Annotated in this window: 15 protein-coding genes; 5 read left to right on the plus strand and 10 right to left on the minus strand. The window is 70.9% G+C overall.

The features are described 5' to 3' along the window. Positions 1–109: 109 nt before the first annotated feature. Both C503_RS0135130 and C503_RS0135135 read right to left on the minus strand, forming a co-directional pair. Complete coding sequence (locus C503_RS0135130) at positions 110–781, minus strand: response regulator transcription factor (protein WP_018686903.1); 672 nt, start codon at positions 779–781, stop codon at positions 110–112. Then, on the minus strand, positions 778–1,572 hold the full coding sequence (locus C503_RS0135135) for a sensor histidine kinase (protein ID WP_018686904.1): 795 nt from the start codon (positions 1,570–1,572) through the stop codon (positions 778–780). The genes C503_RS0135130 and C503_RS0135135 overlap by 4 nt, the downstream gene beginning before the upstream one ends. Positions 1,573–1,700: 128 nt before the next feature. Here C503_RS0135135 and C503_RS0135140 point away from each other — a divergent pair, with 128 nt between their 5' ends. Both C503_RS0135140 and C503_RS0135145 read left to right on the plus strand, forming a co-directional pair. Beyond that, a complete protein-coding gene (locus C503_RS0135140) occupies positions 1,701–2,399 on the plus strand; it encodes an ABC transporter ATP-binding protein (protein WP_245572666.1) in 699 nt (232 codons plus the stop codon). After that, positions 2,396–4,717 carry an ABC transporter permease gene (locus tag C503_RS0135145; protein WP_018686906.1) on the plus strand — a complete coding sequence of 774 codons (2,322 nt, stop codon included), beginning with the start codon at positions 2,396–2,398 and terminating at the stop codon, positions 4,715–4,717. Before C503_RS0135140 ends, C503_RS0135145 begins: the two co-directional genes overlap by 4 nt. Before the next feature lie 488 nt (positions 4,718–5,205). On the opposite strand, the gene C503_RS0135150 is transcribed toward C503_RS0135145, so the two are convergent. Continuing rightward, positions 5,206–5,865, minus strand: a complete 660-nt coding sequence (locus tag C503_RS0135150; protein WP_018686907.1) for an STAS domain-containing protein — start codon at positions 5,863–5,865, stop codon at positions 5,206–5,208. 249 nt (positions 5,866–6,114) lie between these two features. Here C503_RS0135150 and C503_RS0135155 point away from each other — a divergent pair, with 249 nt between their 5' ends. Continuing rightward, positions 6,115–7,413 carry a glycoside hydrolase family 18 protein gene (locus tag C503_RS0135155; protein ID WP_026317018.1) on the plus strand — a complete coding sequence of 433 codons (1,299 nt, stop codon included), beginning with the start codon at positions 6,115–6,117 and terminating at the stop codon, positions 7,411–7,413. A 103-nt stretch (positions 7,414–7,516) separates the two neighbouring features. Here C503_RS0135155 and C503_RS0135160 read toward each other — a convergent pair whose 3' ends face one another. Both C503_RS0135160 and C503_RS0135165 read right to left on the minus strand, forming a co-directional pair. After that, on the minus strand, positions 7,517–7,846 hold the full coding sequence (locus tag C503_RS0135160) for a hypothetical protein (protein WP_156893732.1): 330 nt from the start codon (positions 7,844–7,846) through the stop codon (positions 7,517–7,519). Positions 7,847–8,072: 226 nt separating this feature from the next. Beyond that, positions 8,073–9,653 carry a phytoene desaturase family protein gene (locus tag C503_RS0135165; RefSeq protein WP_026317019.1) on the minus strand — a complete coding sequence of 527 codons (1,581 nt, stop codon included), beginning with the start codon at positions 9,651–9,653 and terminating at the stop codon, positions 8,073–8,075. A gap of 752 nt (positions 9,654–10,405) precedes the next feature. On the opposite strand from C503_RS0135165, the gene C503_RS0135175 reads away from it, so the two are divergent. After that, positions 10,406–12,442 carry an NACHT domain-containing protein gene (locus C503_RS0135175; protein WP_018686912.1) on the plus strand — a complete coding sequence of 679 codons (2,037 nt, stop codon included), beginning with the start codon at positions 10,406–10,408 and terminating at the stop codon, positions 12,440–12,442. Here the strand turns inward: C503_RS0135175 and C503_RS0135180 are convergent. The 5 genes from C503_RS0135180 to C503_RS0135200 form a co-directional block, all read right to left on the minus strand. Beyond that, complete coding sequence (locus C503_RS0135180; RefSeq protein ID WP_156893733.1) at positions 12,416–15,700, minus strand: hypothetical protein; 3,285 nt, start codon at positions 15,698–15,700, stop codon at positions 12,416–12,418. The genes C503_RS0135175 and C503_RS0135180 overlap by 27 nt on opposite strands. Positions 15,701–15,755: 55 nt before the next feature. Further along, complete coding sequence (locus tag C503_RS0135185; protein WP_018686914.1) at positions 15,756–17,243, minus strand: ATP-binding protein; 1,488 nt, start codon at positions 17,241–17,243, stop codon at positions 15,756–15,758. A gap of 186 nt (positions 17,244–17,429) precedes the next feature. Next, on the minus strand, positions 17,430–17,630 hold the full coding sequence (locus C503_RS46485; protein ID WP_156893734.1) for a hypothetical protein: 201 nt from the start codon (positions 17,628–17,630) through the stop codon (positions 17,430–17,432). Between the two features lie 110 nt (positions 17,631–17,740). Beyond that, a complete protein-coding gene (locus tag C503_RS43930; RefSeq protein ID WP_018686916.1) occupies positions 17,741–18,376 on the minus strand; it encodes a TetR/AcrR family transcriptional regulator in 636 nt (211 codons plus the stop codon). Between the two features lie 57 nt (positions 18,377–18,433). After that, complete coding sequence (locus C503_RS0135200; RefSeq protein ID WP_084477484.1) at positions 18,434–19,048, minus strand: TetR/AcrR family transcriptional regulator; 615 nt, start codon at positions 19,046–19,048, stop codon at positions 18,434–18,436. A 93-nt stretch (positions 19,049–19,141) separates the two neighbouring features. Here C503_RS0135200 and C503_RS0135205 point away from each other — a divergent pair, with 93 nt between their 5' ends. Then, the gene (locus C503_RS0135205) at positions 19,142–20,125 is read left to right on the plus strand and encodes a helix-turn-helix domain-containing protein (RefSeq protein ID WP_018686918.1); all 984 of its coding nucleotides are present in this window, start codon (positions 19,142–19,144) and stop codon (positions 20,123–20,125) included. Positions 20,126–20,212: the final 87 nt, after the last annotated feature.

The following is a 20,212-nucleotide window of genomic DNA, read 5'->3' on the forward strand; positions in this document are numbered from 1 at the left end:
GGCCTCGTACTGGATGTACTTGGTCGTTTCGGCGGTGCCGTCAGGCACGTCGTGGGCGGGTCGAGACGCGGTCGACGTTCTGGGTCGCACCACTAACCGGTACCGCCGACTATTCGGAGCGTGGCGGGTCGCCGGGGGTGATCAGGCCTGTTTCGTAGGCCAGGATCACTGCTTGGGCTCGGTCGCGTAGGGATAGTTTGGCGAAGATGCGGGCGACGTGGGTTTTGATTGTCGCCTCGCTGAGGGTCAGGTCGGTGGCGAGTTCGGTGTTGGAGCGGCCGCGGCCCAGCAGGGTCAGGACTTCGAGTTCGCGTGGGGTCAGGGTGCTCAGGTCGCGGTGGGGTGCCGGGGGTGTGGAGGTCGGCGCGAAGCGTTCCACCAGGCGGCGGGTGATGGAAGGGGCCAGGAGGGCGTCGCCGGTGTCGACGAGGTGGACGGCGGCGACCAGGTGTTCCGGGGTGACGTCCTTCAGCAGGAAGCCGCTCGCGCCTGCGGACAGTGCCGAATATACGTAGTTGTCGAGGTCGAAGGTCGTCAGGATCAGCACCTTGCACCGTGGTTCGGCGGCCAGGACGCGGCGGGTGGCTTCGAGGCCGTCCATGGTGGGCATGCGGATGTCCATCAGCACCACGTCCGGGTGCAGGCGTCGGACCAGGTCGACCGCGGCGGTGCCGTCGGCTGCCTCGCCGACGACGTCGATGCCGCCTGCGGTGAGGATCATGCGGAAGCCCGTGCGCACGAGTGCCTGGTCGTCCGCGATGACGACGCGTGGGGCGGTCATGGGCGTTCCAGCGGGATCCGGGCCCGCACGCGGAAACCGCCGCCGAGGCGGCGGCGGGCGTCGAGGTCGCCGCCGAAGGCCGCGACGCGTTCGCGCAGGCCGAGCAGGCCGCGGCCCTCGCGGTGGGTCTGCGTGGTGCTCGGCCCGCCGGTCAGCACGCTCGGGCCGGTGTTCACCACCTCGACCCGCAGGTAGTGGTCGGTGTAGCGCACGGTCACCTCCGCCTTCCCGCCATTACCGTGCCGGAGGGCGTTGGTCAGGGCCTCCTGGATTATCCGGTAGGCCGTCAGGTCCACTCCGGACGGCAGTGGTCGCGGGTCGCCGGAGACGAGTACCTCGACCGGCAGTCCGGCGAACGCGATGCGGTCGATCAGCGGGCTCAGCCGCGCGAGGCCGGGCTGGGGTGCGAGGCCGTCCGGCTCCGAACCGTCGGCGGGCGGCGCGAGCAGGCCCAGCAGGTTGCGCAGCTCCGTCATCGTGTCGCGTCCCGCAGTCTCCACCTCGCGCAGCGCCTCGGCGGCCTGGGTGGGCTCGGTCTCCACTATCAGCCGCGCGGCGCCTGCCTGCACCAGCATCACACTCACGTTGTGGCTCACGATGTCGTGCAGCTCGCGGGCGATCCGCGCGCGTTCGGCGTCGACGGCCTGCCGAGCGGCGCTCTCCCGTTCCCGCTCCAGCAACCACCCACGCTCGGCCAGCGCGCGGGCGGCCGCGCGTTGGGCGCGTACCAGCCGGACGGCGAGCACCGCCGCGACCAGGCACGCCGCTGACGCGACACAGAGTTCCCACACCCCCGGGACTCTTCCAGGCCGTCACGTGGTCCGCATCAACCCTGCGGCTACATCGCTGGTATGACCGCGCCGCGCGGTTACCACCCTGGTCTGATGCCCCGGCGGCGGGACTGTTCCAGGATCGTGTGGTGACCAATGACGACAACTCCGTGGTGCAGCTGACAGCTGTGCGCAAGGAGTACAGCGATTCCGTGGCACTCGACGGGGTCTCGCTGGGGATCGCCGCCGGTGAGGCGGTCGCCGTGATGGGCCCGTCGGGCAGCGGCAAGTCGACCCTGCTGAACCTGGTGGCCGGGCTGGACCGCCCCACCTCCGGGTCCATTGTGGTCAACGGCGAGGACCTCGGCGACCTGACCGAGAAGGGGCTGGCGCTGTTCCGGCGCAGGCGCGTCGGCATGATCTTCCAGTTCTTCAACCTGCTCGACGACCTGTCGGCGCTCGACAACGTCGCGCTCGCCGCGCAGCTGACCGGGACGTCGGCCGCGAAGGCCCGCACGCGCGCGCTGGAACTGCTCGACGAGCTCGGCATCGCCGGACGGCGGAACCTCCACCCCGCTCAGCTCAGTGGGGGCGAACGCCAGCGGGTGGCGGTGGCGCGCGCGCTGATGAACCGGCCCGCGCTGCTGCTGGCCGACGAACCGACAGGCGCGCTGGACAGCCGTTCCGGCGAGCAGGTGATGGATCTGCTGCTCGACCTCAACCAGATAGGGCAGACGCTCCTGCTGGTCACGCACGATGAACGGCTCGCCAAGCAGTGCGCCACGCGGGTGATCCACGTCGTCGACGGCCGGATCGCGAGCACATCGGACCTGGAGCACACCCCGTGAGCGCCGTGTGGCGGGTCGCGCGCTCCGCGATGGGGCGGCGGCGGGTGCAGACAGCCGTGATCGCGCTCGTGGTCGCGGTCTCGACCGGTACGAGCGTGCTCGCGCTCGGCCTGCTGGTGTCGGCGTCGGGGCCGTTCCAGCGCGCGCACGCGGAGCAGAACGGCGCGCACCTCGTCATCGCCTACGACACCACCCGGGTCTCGGATGAACAGCTGGCCGCGACGGCCACGCGGCCGGGTGTCGAGGCAGCTGCCGGGCCGTTCGGAGAGGTCACGCTGGACACCGCGCGCAGCACCGCGGCCCGGGTCGGCAGCCTCACCACGGTCGGGCGGGCGGATCCGGCGGGGCCGGTGGACCGCCTCGACCTGTGGTCGGGTCGCTGGGCCGCCGCGCCCGGCGAGATCGTGCTGAACGTCCGGCAGGGCTCCGACGACCCGGTGCCGCTCGGCTCGCGGATCGAGATCCCGGGCGAGCCCGTGCTCACCGTCGTCGGGTTCGCCTACTCGGTGAGCGCCTCCGCCGACGCGTGGGTCACCCCGGTCCAGCTGGCGGCCCTGCACCCGACCACGGCGCAGGTGCTCTACCGCTTCACCACCGCGGGCACCGGGGCGGAGGTCGACGCGGGCCGGGCCGCCGTGACGGCCGGGGTGCCCGCGGCCGCCGTGCTCGGCGAGCAGTCGTACCTGACCGTCGAGGAGAGGTTCGACGCGGACATCGGCGTCTACGTGCCGTTCCTGGTCCCGTTCGGGTTCCTCGGCCTCGCGGTGGCGGTACTGATCGTCGCCAACGTGGTGAGCGGCGCGGTGGTGTCCGGGGTCCGCACGATCGGGGTGCTCAAGTCGCTGGGGTTCACCCCGAACCAGGTGATGGCGGTGTACCTGCTGATGGTGCTCGCGCCCGCGGCGGTCGGGTGCGTGGTCGGCACGATCGGCGGCAACCTGGTCGCCCGTCCGGTGCTCGCGGACGCGTTCGGGGTCGGTGCCTCGGGGATCGACGCGTGGGTCGATGTCGCCGCGCTGGTCGGGCTGCCGCTCGTCGTCGCGCTGGCGGCTTTCGTGTCCGCGCTGCGGGCGCGCCGCCTGCCCGCGACCGCGGCGATCACCGCAGGAAGTGGACCTCGTTCCGGACGCGCGGTCGTCATCCAGCGCAGGCTCGCGAGCGCGCGACTGCCGCGTTCGGTCAGCCTCGGACTAGGCATGCCCTTCGCCCGCCCGGCCCGCAGCATGTTGACCCTCGCGGCGATCGTGCTCGGAGTGATGACGGTGACGCTGTCGATCGGCGTGACGCTCTCGGTGAACGCGTACAACGACGCTGTGCGGCCCGTGCACCCCGATCGGGTCGAGTTCCTGGGCGGCCTGCGCGGCGACCTGAGCCTGCCCGCCGACGCACCCGGCCCGCACCCGGCCCCGACCCTCACCGACGCGGGCGATGAGGCGGCGCTGCGGTCCCTGCCCGGTTCCGTGCACGTGCTCGCCTCGGCCGAGCGCACGGTCCACCTGCTGGGCAGCCAGGAGAAGCCGTCGGTCGTCTTCTCGCGCGGGGACTCCGCGGCGCTCGGCCCTGGGATCGCCGAAGGCAGACAGGCGGGCCCGGGAGAAGCGGTCGCGCCGTCCCGCTTCCTCAACCGGCGTGGACTCGCGCTCGGCGACACGATCACCCTGGAGCTGGGCGGGAACCGCACGCAGGTCACGTTCGTCGGGGTCACGCTGACCAACAACGCGGACACGATCTTCACCGGCTGGTCGACCCTCGACGTGCTCGCGCCCGGCAGCCGCGCGGAGAGCTACACCGTGCAGCTGGCGCCGGGCACCACGCGCGAGGCGTTCGTGAGTGCCGTGCACGCGCGGGATCCCGGGTTGGAAGCCCTTCCCGTGCGGGACGGGACGTCGTCGCAGGCGGTGGTCCTCGTCGGCAGCGCCTCGCTCCTCACCCTCGTGCTCGCGCTCGTCTCGGCGCTCGGGGTGTTCAACACGGTGGTGCTCCACACCCACGAACGCCGCCGTGACCTGGGCATGCTCAAGGCGATCGGGATGACGCCACGCCAGGTGACGGCCATGATGATCACCTCGGTCGGCGCGCTGGGCGTGGTCGGCGGGCTACTCGGAGTGCCACTCGGGTACCTCGCGCACCGACTGGTGGGCCCGGCCATGATGCGCGCCGCGCAGTCGGACGTCTTCGGATTCGTGATCGACGTCTACCACGCGCCGACGCTGGTACTGCTCGGACTGGCCGGGATCGTCATCGCCGTGCTCGGCGCACTCCTGCCCGCGGGCCGCGCGGCACGCCTGCCGATCGCGGCGGTGCTGCACAACGAATGACACCTACCAGGCCACCGGTGTCCACTTCGGCACCCGCACGTGCCCGAACGCGTTCGTCCAACGGATCGGCCTCGACCCGTGCTGCCAGCAACGGCAACAGTTCCGCGTGCCGCCCGCAGGCAAGCGCCCAATCCGCCATGTCGGTGTTCGGCGGGATCGTCGAGCAGCAGATCTTCCAGATCTTCGAGCGCACCTACCGCACCGGCGAACCCGCCTCGGTGCGCGAGCTGCGGGCGCACTACGACCACGACGAGCTGGGCCCGGTCGAGACCTTCATCGACTTCACCGTCTCCCCGCCGGGATGCCGAGGGCGACGTCGTCGGGGTCACCCATTCGTGGGGCTTCGACGCGCGTCGGCGACATCCGGTGTCGGTTCGGCACGGGGTGGCGGCGCCGATCAGCTGAGAGCCGACGCCGTGCAGGCTGCCCTGACGACGACTTCGGCGTCGCTACCCTCGGGGGCTGAACAACGCCGGGTTCCATCCGGCTCAGTGCAGGGAGGCCGAGACGTCGGCCTCCCTCGCCGCCGCGAAAACCGTCCTCGCTGCCGTGAAGTGGCCTCGGGTGAGCAGGCCGAGCCCGGCCTGTATCTCCCGGTTCAGCGGATGCCCGAAGACCGACGGCGTGTTCATCGCGGTCGCGCCGACCAGGGCGAGCTCGACCATCGACACCACGCGTGCCAGGTCTGCCGCGGTCGGCCTGGTGAGCGCGTCCAGCGACCTGTCGATGTCATCGAGGGCGCGGAGCAGGAATGTGTGACCGCGGTTCGTGGACTCCATGGGCTGCCCGTGCCACACCGCCATCGACGGATCGCGGTACTCGCGGGCCCGGTCGGTCAAGCCCGCCGCCCGCGCCAGGCGACGGACATGGTTGTCCCGCAGGACGACACACAGCCTGCCGTCGGCGACTTCGCGCAACAGGTTCATACCCTGCACGGACATGAACCGCGCATAGGTCAGGTCCACCACCACGCGGCTGACCCGCCACGCGCGGATGACGGTGAACAAGCGTTTCTCGAACTCGGGGAACGACACACCGTCGATCTCGCCGCTGACGGCCAGCACCAGGCAGCCCTGTCGCGGGCGGAACGCACGAGTGTGCAGCCAGGAGCCGGGGCCGCGGCCTGGGAAGACACCTTCATGGTCCACGGATGGCCCTCCCTGTCGTCGTGCGGTGCGAGCAGGATTACCGCGACGTCGAGCGGGAAACCTCTTCCACCGAGTCGTGGGGTGACGGCTGCTGCCGACCTTGGCCCATTGGCGGGCGGGCGCGCAACTCGAACGGCCAGCCACTCGCAGGCGACCGGAGGGCGTCCGGTTCGCCCCCGTTCGGGCGTATCGCCGCGTAGGCCGCTCGCCTAGATTGGTCTGGACCATAACTCGGGTTGGAGGAGGGCCATGTCCGGGAAGAGGTGGGGCGCCGTGGTCGCGGCGGGCGCCATGGCGGTCGGATTATCGGTGGTCGGGTCACCCGCTCAGGCGCATGGTGGTGATCACGGGGTCCGGACGGTCGGGTACTACACGCAGTGGAGTCACCAGGATCGAGGGATTCCGGTCCGCTATCTCGTGGACAACGGGACGGCGGCGCGGCTGACCCACCTCGACTACGCTTTCGGGCTGCTCGACGAACGTGGCGGCTGTGTCAGTTCCGACCCCGATGCCGACTACCGGCGGTCGATCCCGGCCGAGCAGTCCGTCAACGGCAAGGCCGACCGGCCCGGTCAGGCGCTCGCGGGCAATCTCAACCAGCTCAGGCAGCTCAAGCAGAAGTTCCCGAAGCTGCGCGTCTACATCTCGCTCGGCGGCTGGATCGGCTCCGCCTACTTCTCCAATGCCGCGCTGACGCCGCAGTCCCGGGCCGCGCACGTGAAGTCCTGCATCGATCTGTGGCTCAAGGGCAACCTTCCCGGTGCACCCGCGGGCGCGGGCAAGGGTGTGTTCGACGGCATCGACCTGGACTGGGAGTGGCCCGCGACCGAGGGCAACGCGGGCAATGTCGTGCGGCCCGAGGACAAGCAGAACTTCACCGAACTCCTGCGCGAGTACCGCCGCCAGCTCGACAAGCAGGGCCGCGCCGACCACCGGACCTACGACCTCACCGCGTTCCTGCCCGCCAACCGCGAGGCGATGGACCGCGGCTACGAGCTCCCCGAGGTCTACCGGCTGCTGACCTTCGCCACCGTCCAAGGCTACGACTACCACGGCGCCTGGGAGAAGACCGCCAACCAGCAGTCCGCCCTGCGCGTACCCGACGGCGACCCGACCACGCCCAAGGACAGCGGCGAGATCGTCGTCGACGCCCACCTGCAACGCGGTGCTCCCCGGGACAAGATCACCCTCGGCGTCCCCTACTACGGTCGCGGCTGGACCGGCCTGCCCGATCGGGAGAACGGCCTGTTCCAGCAGTCCACCGGCCCCGCGCCCGCCACCTACGAAGCAGGCTACGACGACTATCGCGTCCTCAAGGGCCTGCTGGCGGGCGGGAAGTACACCCTGCACCGCGACGACAAGGCGGGCCACGCCTGGTTGTTCGACGGCACCACGTTCTGGACCTACGACGACCCCACCGAACTCGCTCGTAAGGGCCGTTTCATCCGAGACCGCAAACTCGGCGGCGCGATGATCTGGTCACTCGACGGCGACACCCCGCAGGGCGAATTGATCCGAGCGTTGTCCGCCGGTCTGCACCGACACTGAACCAGCCGCGGTCCGGGTGCCCACGACTTGCTCGCGGTCGTGGGCACCCGGTGTGTGAGCGGTGCTCGCCGACGGCTGATCGAGCACGCGCACCGCGGGCGCGTCAAACCGTGTGGAACCAGACGTACACCGACCGGGTGTTGGGTGAGCAGTGCCCGACCGACGTGCCGTTACCGGTCACGACGGTGCCCGCGACATCCCGGTCCGACTGACCGATCGTGCAGTTCAACATGATCTGCCAACTCTGCCCGGCAGGCCGGGCCGTGCAGGTCATGTTCCTGGTCGGCGGCGGAGTACCGTTCGTGACGGTGCAGTCGGCCGGATACACGGCATTCGCCTGAGCCGTCGACGCGACCGGACCGGCCAGGGTGAACGCGGTCGCCGCAGCGGCCGCCGAAACCGTTGCCAAACGCATTGCGCGAGCGATTCCCATGACCCGCACGCTACGCCGCCGATGATCACGCGCATATCCACCGAATGTCGCCAAGAACTCCCACGAATGACGCGACAACGGCCACGATCACCGACATCGGAATCATTGACGCGACTACCGTAGCCGGTCGGCGGCGAAATGAGACCACTCCATCGAGTGCGGCGATCGGCATGGCCTGTCGAGCAGCATTCGCCCGCTGGGCGTGCGCGGGGCGAGGCCGAGACCTTCAGCGGTGCAGCAACCCGTGCACGCCCCGCATGGCACGCCGGTACCCCGCCCCGTACCAGCCGTTCGCCGCCAGTGCCGCCCTCGCCGCGTTGGCCCCGGCACCCCCATGGACACCACCGCCCGGGTGGGCTGACGCGCCCGCGAGGAAAAGACGTTCCACGACAGTGTCCGCGCGGGCCAGGCCGGGTGTCGGCCGGAAGATCAGCTGCTGGTGGATGCCCGCCGTGCCCGCGTTGATCGCGCCGTCGACCAGGGAGAGGTTGGCCCGTTGCAGGTCCGCCGGGCCGGAGACGACCCGACCGACCACGCTCTCCCGGAAACCGGGGGCGTGGCGTTCGACGATCCCCTCGACCTTCGCCGCCCACTCACGTAGCCGCTCCCCCGACCAGTCGCCGCCACGGGGGACGTGCGAGTACAGCCACGCGGACTCCGTGCCCGCGGGCGAGCGGGTGGGGTCGGCCGTGGTCATCTGGCCCAGCAGCAGGAACGGGTGTTCCGGCACCCGGCCGCGGCCCAGGTCGGCGTCGGCGACGACGAGGCCGTCCTCGTCCACGCCGAGGTGCACCGTGCCCGCGCGGCGGGCCTCCGGGGCGGTCCAGGGAATGGGGCGGTCCAGCGCCCAGTCGATCTTGATGGTGGCGTCGTCCCAGTCGAACCGGCGCAGGTCAGCGACCAGCGTGTCAGGGAGCAGGTCCGCGCCGACCAGGTCCAGGTACAGGGCCGTGGCGGGAACGTCGGCGAGCACGGCGCGGGTGGCTCGGACGTCGCCGTCCGGGGTGCGCACACCCAGGGCCCTCCCCCGCGCCGTCAGGATCTTCGTCACCCGCCGGTTGCACTCGACCCGGCCGCCCCGGGCCCGCAGGCGGGCGACCAGGGCCTCGGTGAGGACGCTCGCGCCGCCCTCGGGCACGGGGAAGCCGACGTCCTGGGCCAACATCGCCAGCAGCCAGCCGAACACGGCGCTGCCCGCCTGGTTGGGGCCCAGGTCGGTGTGCATCGCGTTGCCCGCGAACAGCACCCGCGCGCCTTCGCCGTCGAACCGCTCCGCACAGAAGCGGCGCACAGGCACGGTCGCCAGCCGGGCCGCGCGCAACGCGTCCCCGACGCCGAGCGTGCGCAGCAGCCCCAGGCCCGCGCGGACCGGCGGGAACGGTCGCAGCAGCGCGGCCAGCAGGTCCTCGCGGACGAGCCGGTAGCGCGCGTACTCGGCGCGCCAGGCGTCGCCGTCACCGGGGGCGAAGCGCTCGACCGACTCGGCCGTGCGGTCGACGTCACGGTCGAGCAGCACCGCCCGGTCGTCGGGCAGCACGTGGGCGAGCACGGCCGGGGCGTGCCGCCAGCGCAGTCCCCACTCGGCCAACTCCAGTTCGTTCAGCACCGGGGACGCCGCGGCCAGCGGGTGGAACGCGCTGAACAGGTCGTGCCGGAAGCCGGGCACGGTCAGCTCGGCGGTGCGCACGGCGCCGCCGGGTTCGGCGGCGGCCTCCAGCACCAGCACCTCCCAGCCCGCGTCGGCCAGGACATTGGCCGCCACCAACCCGTTCGGACCGCTGCCGACCACCACCGCGTCCACTGCCACTCCCCTCGTCCGGCGCACTGATCCGCCATCGCCAGACTTCCCTACTCCGCACCGGTCTGCTGTGGACGGGGCAGACCAGGTCGTGGCGGTCCATGACCTTGGTCCAGGCCGCGACGAAGCCTGCCGCGAACCGCTCGCATAGACCTCGGCGACCACGGGCAGGTCACCTGCGCCCAAGCCGACCACCGCGGACAACATTGCGATGTGGATTCCGGACCATTTGCACCGGTTCTGCACCGTGCCGAATGATCGCCATTCCACGAACTGAACGTTGCATTTTCCTGTTGCCGGCCGACAATTATTCCGTCCTGCCCGTAGTCGGAAATCCGCGATCAGAAGGCCGCCGGTCGACTCGCGACAGAACTCGCACGCCCACCGATCGGTTGTCGCGCAAGCAGTTCCGACTTTTCGACCGCAGAATTCCCGTAGGCGATTGCGACCTTGGAGCGCGCAACCGGTCGATCGCATAGAGGCACCCGGCCGTGTTCTATTCGGGCACTAGGTCCATTGCCATAGTGGCAACCACCCCCTGTCCGCGACCACCACAATCGGCTGATGCTCGGTCGACCTGGGCGGCGGGCGGGTGGTCAAAGTCGGCCGCGGGCGGGTGGTCAAAGTCGGCCGCGGGCGGGTGGTCGAAATCGGCCGCGGGCGGGTGGTCAAAGTCGGCCGCGGGCGGGTGGTCGAAATCGGCCGCGGGCGGTGGTCGGAATGGGCGGCGGGCGAGTGATCGTTAGGGGTGGATTCGGGCAATGCGGGTGCCGATGTTCCTTGGTGCCGCCGCGCTGGCGGTCGGTCTCGGCTGGTGGGTGTTCGTGGTGACGTTGCTCCCCGAGCAGCAGCGGGACGGGGCAAGCAGCTTCGGCCAGTTCGCCCTGGCGGCGGTCAGCCTGGTGCTCACGCTCACCCGGACCGTCCATGCCGGTCGGCGTGGGCGGGCGGCCGCGAGTCCGGACGACATCGCCGACCGGCTCGCCACGTTCACCCGACAGCAGTGGATCGAGGCGGCGGCCGAGCGTGAGCTGCTCGAACCCGCGCCGCTGGCGATCCGCTGGACTCGATGCGGTGGGCCGGTCGCCAGTCCCGTGGCGGCGGCCACCGCCGTGCGCACCCGGGTCGGCGTGGCGCCGGTTCCCGGTGTGGAGCGCACCCAACCGGAGCAGTTGTGCGAGGGGTACAGCGACGAGCTGTACCGGATCTACGCCGGGCTGCCGTCCGGACGGCTGATCGTCGCGGGCGGGCCGGGGGCGGGCAAGAGTTCGGCGGCGATCCTGCTGCTGCTCGACGCCCTCCGGCACCGCGAGCACGCCGGTCCCGCCCAGCGGCACCGGATACCGGTCCCGGTCCTGTTCACCCTGCACGGTTGGGATCCCGCCAAGCTCCCGGTCCGGGACTGGCTGGTCGACTCGGTCGCGCGACTGCACCCGTTGGCACCGGGGCGGCGCGGACGCGCGCAGGCGGCGGTGTTGCTCGACACCGGGCGGATCAGCGTCATCCTGGACGGGCTCGACGAGATTCCCGCACTGCACCGCCCAGGAGCGCTGCGTGCCCTGGCCAGGGAAGCAAGGTGTCGGCTGATACTTCTCACCCGCACCAGCGAACTCGTCGAGACCACCGCGCGGCAGATCCTCACCGGCGCGGTAGCACTCGAACTCCAGTCTCCCAGCACCAGCGAGGCCGCCTCCTACCTGCGGGAAAGCCTGCCCGATCCACCACCCCACGAGTGGCGAAGACTCCTCGACGCCCTGTCGTCCACGGCGAACACGCCCCTGCACGCGGCCCTGGGCACGCCGTTGACCATCACGTTGCTGCGCGACACCTACGACACCTCCACCGACCTGCCTCGCGAAGCACCCGACGAACTCCTTGACACCGCGCGCTTCCCGACGCCCCGGGACGTCCTGCATCACCTGCTCGACCGCGCCATCGACGCCGCCTACACCGTCCGACCCGGACTGCCCCGACCGCCCTGCACACCGACCACCGCGCGTCGCACGCTCGCTTTCGTCGCCCGTCAGCTGCATTCACGCGGCACGCGCGACCTGGCGTGGTGGGATGTCCCCACCTGGACGCCCCGAAGTGTGCACGTCCTGGTCAACACCGCGTTCGCCGCCGTGCTGCTGGGTCCCGCGGTCGGAGTCGCAGGCGGGCTCGTCTTCGGTGTGACGGTCGGCCTGGCGACCGGCCTGCGCACCGCGCGCGGGCCCGCGTATGACGGTGGGAGCCTGCCCGCGGCCACCGGTATCGGCAACGGCGTCACACTCGGCCTGTTGGGCGGGGCCAGTGGCGGGTTCGTCGGCGGATCGGCGGTGTGCCTTGTCGGCTCGGCGATCGGCGGACTCACCGTCGGCCTGCTCGCCGGTCTCGCCGCGTCGACCGCCTTCGTCGTGGCGCTCGTGTCCGGCCCGACGCGAGTTCCGTACCCCGGTCACTCCCGGCGCGGGGACCTGCGGTACTGGCTCACGTTCGGTTCCATGGGTGGCCTGATGGGTGGGCTGCCGGTCGGTCTGACCCACTACCAGGCGACCAGCCTGCCGGTGACGTTGTCGATCAGCACGATGGTCGGCCTGGCGATCGGCTTGATGAGTTCGGCATCGTGGCGCACCGCGGTCGCCCAGGTGGTCCTCTGTGTCCGTTACCGCATACCGCTGCGGCTCGGCCGGTTCCTGCGCGATGCGCGCCGCAGGCATCTGCTGCGCACGGTGGGGGCGGTGTACCAGTTTCGGCATGCGACGCTGCAGGATCGGTTGGCGGGTGGGCGGTCAGGGTCGGTTGATGAGGGTGAGTAGGGCATTGGCGTTGGCGCGCAGGAAGTGCTGGTAGATCGGGACGGCGGGGTGCAGTCGGGTGCCGTTGGCGACGAGGTCGAGGTAGGCGCGGTCGATGAGTTCGCGGATGGCGTGTTCGCCGCCTGCCTCGGTCGCTTCGGCGAGCGAGATGTCCGATTTGGACGGTGCGAGCGCGGCGAAGCGGTGCAGGACGCGGCGTTCGTCGTTGCTGAAGAGGTCTCGGCGGCGTTGTTCGTCGGGGTCCAGGTCGGCGCCCAGGTCGATGACGGCATTGAGGTGCGGGTCGTCGGTGATCAAGGAAGCCAGGTGCGGGCGGAGGGTCTGTTTGTCGACCAGGCGGGAGTCGGCGGTGTGGCCTTCGAGTTTGTCGCGGAGCTGGGCCCAGAAGTAGGGGCGGAGGCCGACCAGGGGCACGATCTCGTTGGCGTAGTCCTCCGGGCCGACGCCCGCGCGGCGCAGCCACTCGGTGCGGGGGCCCGGGGCGCGGTCGGACAGGGGGCCGAAGAAGTATGTGGCGCCGTCCGCCCAGGACAGGTCGGCGGGGCATTCGATGGTGGACCAGTTCTTGAACTCGTGCACCGAGCGGTGGAAGCGTTGGACCGTGCCGATCAGGACCAGGTTGTGCCACGCTAGGTTACCGAGCCTGCCTGCCGCCCGGCGGCCCGCGCTGCCCTGGTGCGGGAGCAGCAACATATCCAGCTCGTCCAGGACCACGACGACGGGATCGCCGCCGTCGAGCCGGTCGTCGAGGTCCATCAGCAGCTCGATGAAGTCGGTGCCGGTCGTGTCCAGGGACACGCCGAGACGTCTCCGAGCCTGCCTGGCCAGTTGGCGGCATATCGCCTGGTTCCAGACCCCGAAATCGGTCCTGGCCGACTCCGATGCGTTGCTGAGATCCATCCAGAGGTATCCGCGCAACCCGTCGTCCTGGGCCACCCGATACGCCAACGCCGATTTCCCGGCTCGTCGGGTGCCGTAGATCAGGCTGCCCGCGCGCGGGCCCGTGCCCGCGATCGCCCGCCGCAGCCGGGCCAGTTGTTCGTCGCGGCCGCGGAACAGGTCTTCGGGCAGGGCGGCCAGGGTGACGTTCGCGGCCTCGTCCAACGGCGGGCGATCACGCACCAGCGACACGCGGGCGGAACCCACGACGACCGCAGTCTCGGGGTCGATCCGGTGCGGTCGGGTGCAGTAGCCGAACGCGCCCTGCTGCTCGACGGCGAACGGCGGCAACCGCACGTGCTCGTCGTTGAGGTACAGCTCCAGGGAATGGTCCACCGACAGGTTGACCATCACCGCGCGCGGTGACCGGGTGTCGTCGACCCGCACCGCCAGCACCTGGTCGGGCGACGTCCGGCGCTCCACCGCGACAGCTATCCGGTCCTGGATCTCCGCGGCGAGCGCGGCGGGCAACGTCAGGGCCTGCGCGCTACGCGCGGTCTGGGCGGGATCGTTGAGCAGGGTGCCCAACGCGTCGGCCAAGGCGTCGATCTCGGCCCGCTTGACGCCGGAGCCCTGGCAGTAGAGCTGGTAGAACCGGCGCGGGACCGGCTCGATCCGCACCCCGGTGTCGGGCGAGTACCGGCGCTCCCGGCCGATCACCACCGGCACCTGGCGTGGTCGGAGCAACACCAGGGTGTCGATCAAGTCGGTCGGCCCCAGCGGCACGCCCGCGGGCGGGTCCTGGTTGTCCGCGCCGAGCCAGCGGACCCATGGGATCAGGCCCACGAGCGCGTTCCACCGCTTTCCCTGGGCGCCGCCGATCTCCTTGGCCTTCAGCGCCTGCACCCGACTCGCCGCGAGCCGTCTGATCAACACGTATTCCCGGACATAGCGAACAATGCGTTGCCATGTCCACGGCCACGTCTCGTAGGAAGCGGTGTTCACCGCGACGAGATACGCCGTCAGCGCGCGGGCGAATACCTGCATGCTGAACGACTTCGAGCCGGTGAACATCCGGTCCAGCTCCCGTTCGATGACGAGCAACGCCACCGCCTGGGCGCCATAGTGCCGCGCCTCAAGATCCTCCACACCGACCCGGCTCAGCGCCTCGACCAACGCGGGTTCGTGGGCGGTGTCCGGACGGGAGCGCAGCATCTCCCGCATGACGTGGTCGACCGCGTCACGGTCCACCGGCTCCCGGCGCTCGCCGAGCCACTCCACCGCGCGCGTCCGGGTCCGTTCGACCGCGGTCTCCAGCGAGTCCACCACCACCGGCCTGCGAACATGCGCAACCGCAGTGCTCGTCACCTCCGCATCAGTGCTCGGCGGATCGGCGGTCTTGCCTGCCTGCCTGGGCGTGCCCTCGCCTGAGGTCATCCTGTGCACCCAGGTGATGGCGTCGGCCAGGTCGCAGTTCCGTGCGACGTCGCAGACGAGCGTTCGGTCGGCGGTCCGCAGCACCAGCCGCTCGATCCGCACTTCCGGCAGCGCGGCCCGATCGACGGTCACCGTCCACCGCAGACCATCCCGTTCGATGGCGGCAGGCACCGCGAACCAACCACCGTCCACTTTGAGCGCGGCAAGAGCCTCCGGCGGACCCGGCGGCATCGGCTCGACGATCTCCGCACCGACCCGTAGGAGCTTGCCGATGGGAATGACCACCGGTCCCTTCGGCAGCTGGTGGACCCTTCGCGCGAGCCTGCGCGCCGACGCGTCCACGAGGTGCACGAAACCACCCGCGTCGTGCCGGTCCCAGAGCACCGCCTCCCGGTCATCGCGGGACACCGCGACCATGGGTTTCTTATGGTGCATCGTGCGGCGCAGGCAACCCGCCACGCCAGGCGTGAGCACGGACATCGGCTGCCCGACAAGCAGGCGGTTCACCGCCGCGACGGTCCGCGCGGACTGCCTCGTCAACGGCACCAACAGTTCCAGCAGATCGAGCACCGCGTCCCGAGCCGTCTCGGACCCGACACAGTGGTAGTCCACAACCAGTCCGTCGATGTCCACCACGACCGTCGCGGGCTGATCCGAAATCATCCACAATGGATCATACGGGCACAACGCCAGCTCGTCCGCGCCACGCACCGGCTCGGTGAGCGTCCTCTCCGGCGAGGACACCTGCCAATGGCCAGGAACCGCATCGAGCCGGGGCAGGCCGCTCATCCACTCCACCACGACAGCGGACTCGACAGGCTGCTCGTCCGGAAACACCTCCCGCAGAGCGGGATGGGCGGCATCAATCACCGTCAGGCGCTCGCCCGGCCACTCGACCGCGAAAGCCACGGCCTGGGCGATCGAGACGGTCGGCGTCCGCACGGCACTGAAGATCCGTCCGGGTAGGACCATCGCGATACGCCCCTGGGCGGTCACCTCACGCCCTCCCGGCCCGCCGGGCCCGTGCCGCGTCGATCTCGGCGTTCGACACCTCGCGCGGTCGTCCCTTGGGAAAGGTGAACTCCCGCAGCCGCGCCGGGTCGGCCATCAGTTCCCGCAGTCGCTTCGAGGACCGCCACGGCGTGCAGACGACGACCTGGTCGAGCAATCCGATGATCTCCAGCACATGGGACGAGTCGCCGTCCTCGGTTGCCAGGACGAACGACGCGAACGGATTGCGCACGGCCTGCTGCGTGACCTTGGCGGTCAACAGGTTGTCGTCACTGCCGTCCCGCCCTTTCGCCTTGTCCTTCAACGGCTTGGACAAGCCGAACCGCTCCCCCGGCGTGTCCGGCCCGACAATGGCGTCGATCTTCCCCGGCGACCGCCCGATCAACCACACGTCCTCGACGGCCACATCGTGGTACTTGCACAACCGGCGCACCCATTCGCCGACCCAGGCTCCCACGGACTTCTCCACACCGTCCGGATATCTCTCCGGTTCGACCTCCGCGTGCCGGTGAAACGGCGCCCAGATGTTCTCCGTGTCGACCACGAGGAACGTCTTGGTCAGCAACTGCCGGATCAGCGGCGCAGCCCGTCGGGGGTCGTCGAACGCGTGCGGCACGCCCAGTTCCGCGGGCAGCCTGCCCGCGGCCAACTCCTGGGCCAGGTAGTCCATCGGCGGGCCCACCACCTGCGGCCGCTCCACCAGCCACTTCACGACACTCGCGTCCAGCAGCGCGGGCAACCGTCTGTCCCGCACCTGCTCGACGGCCCCGGCCGTCCAGGCACCGTGGTCACGCACTGCGTCAGCAGCCTCCAGCAGCAGCCACAGCCAGCCACCGCACGCGTCCGCGACCTCGCCCGCCGACGCCGCGGGCACCCCCTCGGCGACCAACAGGCGCTCGCCGTCCTCTTTGTCCAGGGCCGGGAACGGCTCGGTGACGAACAGCCGGGTGATCAGCTTGGACAGCCGCTCGAAGGTGGTCCGGTGCACCGCCCGGGTGAAGAACTCCAGATCGGACGGTGCCGGGAGCGAGGTCAGCAATGCGATGCCCAGGCAGGCCTCCCCCGCGGGCCGGGTCATTGCCTGCCCGAGGCAGAACCGGCTCAGCTCGTCCAACACCTCGTAGCAGTGGTCGGGCACCTGCCGCTCCCGGCCGTCGACGGCCTCGTCCCAGTGGTCGACCACCAGCACCGGCCCCCGGGCGAGCGTGTCCAGGTGATCTTCGAGGTCCTCGATCGGCCGCTCCCCCGCCGCGTCGATCCCCAGTGCCGCGAACAGATCGGCCCACACCGCCCGGGTCGACTGCGCCCGCGCGACCCGCCGGACGTCCCACAGGATGACGTCCCCGCGCTCGGCGAGGCGTTCGAAGAACGCGGACTTGCCGGATTTTCGCGGCCCGACCACGACCATGTGGACATACCGCCCACGCTCCGACACCGACGACCACCAGCGCAGCGGCGTCCCCAACTCGACCACGCGAGATCCCCTCTCCACCACGGGCACGGGTGCCGGTGACATCCCGGAGTCGGATCAAGGACCGCCCGCGTTACGCGCCCGGCCAGCGGCGGGTCCGGGTGGCGACGTCATTGATCGTCTTCCCGACATCGACGACCCATTCCGCGCCACAATCCGCCGCACAGGGCCGGTAGTACACCGACAGGGTCAGGTACGGCTTGTCCTCCTTGTCCGGTAGGCACCGGTAGCGCCCGCGAGCCGCCCGAGGCAGCACAGCATCGCCCAGGCCACCAACGCGCCCGCGGCCATTCGGGTGACCGGGCGGCCGTTGCCGGGGTGGACGCGCTCGTGCACCCTCGCGATCCGGAGCGCGGTGCGGGCGACGCCGGAGAACCGAATGTGTGTCACCCTGCTCGCAGCCGGTGGTGCTGTCACATCGGCGGCAGCGGGTTCGTCAACCGACCATGATCGGCGGGATGGGCTCCGACTGTCCACTGTGGTTGGATGCGCCGTCCGGATCAGTAGCCCCGCCTGCCCGCGCCCACCGGCACACCGCTCCGCACGGTGGGCGCGCGCACGCGGCCCCGCGCGGTCAGGTCGTTGAACAGGTGTTCCCAGGTGTCGGCGCGCTTGCCCGCGTGGTCGCGGTCGGCGGTCAGTACGGCGAGGGTCTGCGCGCCGACCATGGCGGCGACGATGCAGTGGGCGTCCTCGCGCGGGTCCACCGATCCCGGTAATTCGCCGCGCAGCACGGCCTGGGTCAGCAGGTCGCCCACGGTGGCCGTGACGCCGATGACGTGCACGCTCGCCAGCAGGTCGAACAGCTCGGTGGTCACCAGCAGCCGGACCGCCACCCTGGTGAGCGGCTCCTCGGCGGCCGCGCGGCACATCCGGCCGGTCAACGCGGCCAGCGCGGCCATCGGTCCGCGGTCGTGCCGCTCGACCTCGCCGCGGACTTGGTGCAGGCGCTCGAAGAACGCCTCGACCACGGCCGCGGCGAGCGCCTGTTTGGACGGGAAATGCCGGTACAGCGCGCCTTTCGTCATGGACATCCGGCGGCACAAAGCGTTCAGCGATGTCGCGTCGTAACCGTGGCGGTCGAACTGGTCGATCGCGGCGGCGATGAGCCGGTCCCTGGTCGTGCTGGTCGACATCGGTGGATCTCCTCACAGGTCGACGGCGCCGGGGCGAGGCGCGCCGTGCAGTGCGGATCAGGTGCGCGGGTGGGCCGGGCCGCGGCACTCGACCGGCGGCCCGAGGCGGAGGGTGCGCGCCGCCTCCGGGCGCACCAGGCTGGGCAGCCACGCCCGCCACAGCGACTCCACCCGAGCGGCGACGTCTCCCGGCCGGGTCAGCACCAGTGCCATCAGGCACACGCCGACCAGCGCGGCCACGATCCGGCGGGCCGCGTCCAGCGGGTCGACGTCCGGGCGCAGCACGCCTCGGGTGCGGACCTGGTGCAGCTGGTCGCGGACCATCCGCGTCCACCGCTCGGTCCGCTCGGTGGCCAGCTCGTCGCAGAACGGAGCCTCGAACAGCATCCGCCGCGCGGCGGGCTGTCCGCAGTAGAGGTGGCCCAGGTCGACAAGCACCTGCAACGGATGCCGGTGCGCCATCCGCATCCGGGCGCGCGCCCGCACGAGCGCCCGTTCGTGCTCGTCGAGCACCGCGACGGCGAGGGCGTACTTGGAGTCGAAGTGGCCGTACAGCGCACCTTTGGTGACCCCGGCCCGCTCCGACACCTGGTCCACGGTCGCCCGGTGGTAGCCCACCCGCTCGAACACCGTAGCCGCGGCCACCAGAAGCGCGTCCCTAGTCTCCGCCACGTTCCTTGATGCTGCTGCGACAGGCGGGACGGGACAAGGGCACTCCGACCCGGGTGAGGCGACGGGGTGCCCGGTCTGCCACCATGGACCGCCATGGCGGCGGGCGACGACGAACCACGCCCGGACGACCTTCGGGTCTACCGGGTCCTGTTGGAGCGCCCCGCGACCGCGGCGGAGGTGGCCGCGCGGCTGGGCCGAACGCCCGCGGCCGCGCGCGCCACGTTGCGCAGGCTGACCGCGCTGGAACTCGTGGAACGCCTGCCGGGTAAGCCTTTCCGCTTTGCCGCGGCCACGCCCGAGGTGGGGTTCGGCGCGTTGCTGGTGCGCAAGGAACGGGAACTGGCCAGGATCCGGACGTTGAGTGTGCAGATGCAGGAGCACCATCGGCGTACCGCGCAAGCCAACGACCACGCGGGCCTCATCGAGACCGTGCGCGGGGAGAAGGAAATCAGTAGCCGGGTGGAACAGTTGCTACGCTCGGTGCGGGAGGAGGTCCGGTTCGTGGACCGTCCACCGTACGCCCAGGCTCCGACCGTGCTGCACCCACTGGAACGCGAACTGCTCGGCCGCGGCGTGCGGTTCCGCGGCGTCTACGACCGGGCCGCGTTGGAACTGCACTCCTTGGAGGCCGACCTGGAAGCCGGTGTGGCACTGGGCGAACAGGCGCGCGTGCTGCCCGAGGCGCCGCTGAAGATGGTCCTGGTCGACGCCGCGGTCGGGCTGATCCCGTTGGATTCCTCGGCAGGCGAGGTGAGCGCGGCGCTGGTGGTGTGGCCCAGCACCCTGCTCGACGCGCTGGCCGCCCTGTTCGAGTGCCTGTGGTTGCGGGCGCTACCACTGGGTCTGGTGGGCCATACCGCGTTGTCGACCACGGACCTGCGCCTGCTCGCTCTGCTCACCACCGGCATCCCCGATCGCAGCATCGCCAAGCAGCTCGACCTGAGCTACCGCACCTTCCAACGCAGGCTCAGCGACCTGATGACGGTGCTCGGCGCGCGCACCCGGTTCCAGGCCGGTCTGCTGGCCGCCGCCCGGGGGTGGATCCGTGCGCCCGAGGAACCCGAGGACACCGACTGACCGCACCGACTGACCGCACCGGATGACCGCGGCCCGCAGGACCGGGCCTCGGACACCCCGACGCCCGCGTCGTGACGGACGCGGGCG

The organism is Actinokineospora enzanensis DSM 44649 (assembly GCF_000374445.1).
GTDB classification, from domain to species: Bacteria; Actinomycetota; Actinomycetes; order Mycobacteriales; family Pseudonocardiaceae; genus Actinokineospora; species Actinokineospora enzanensis.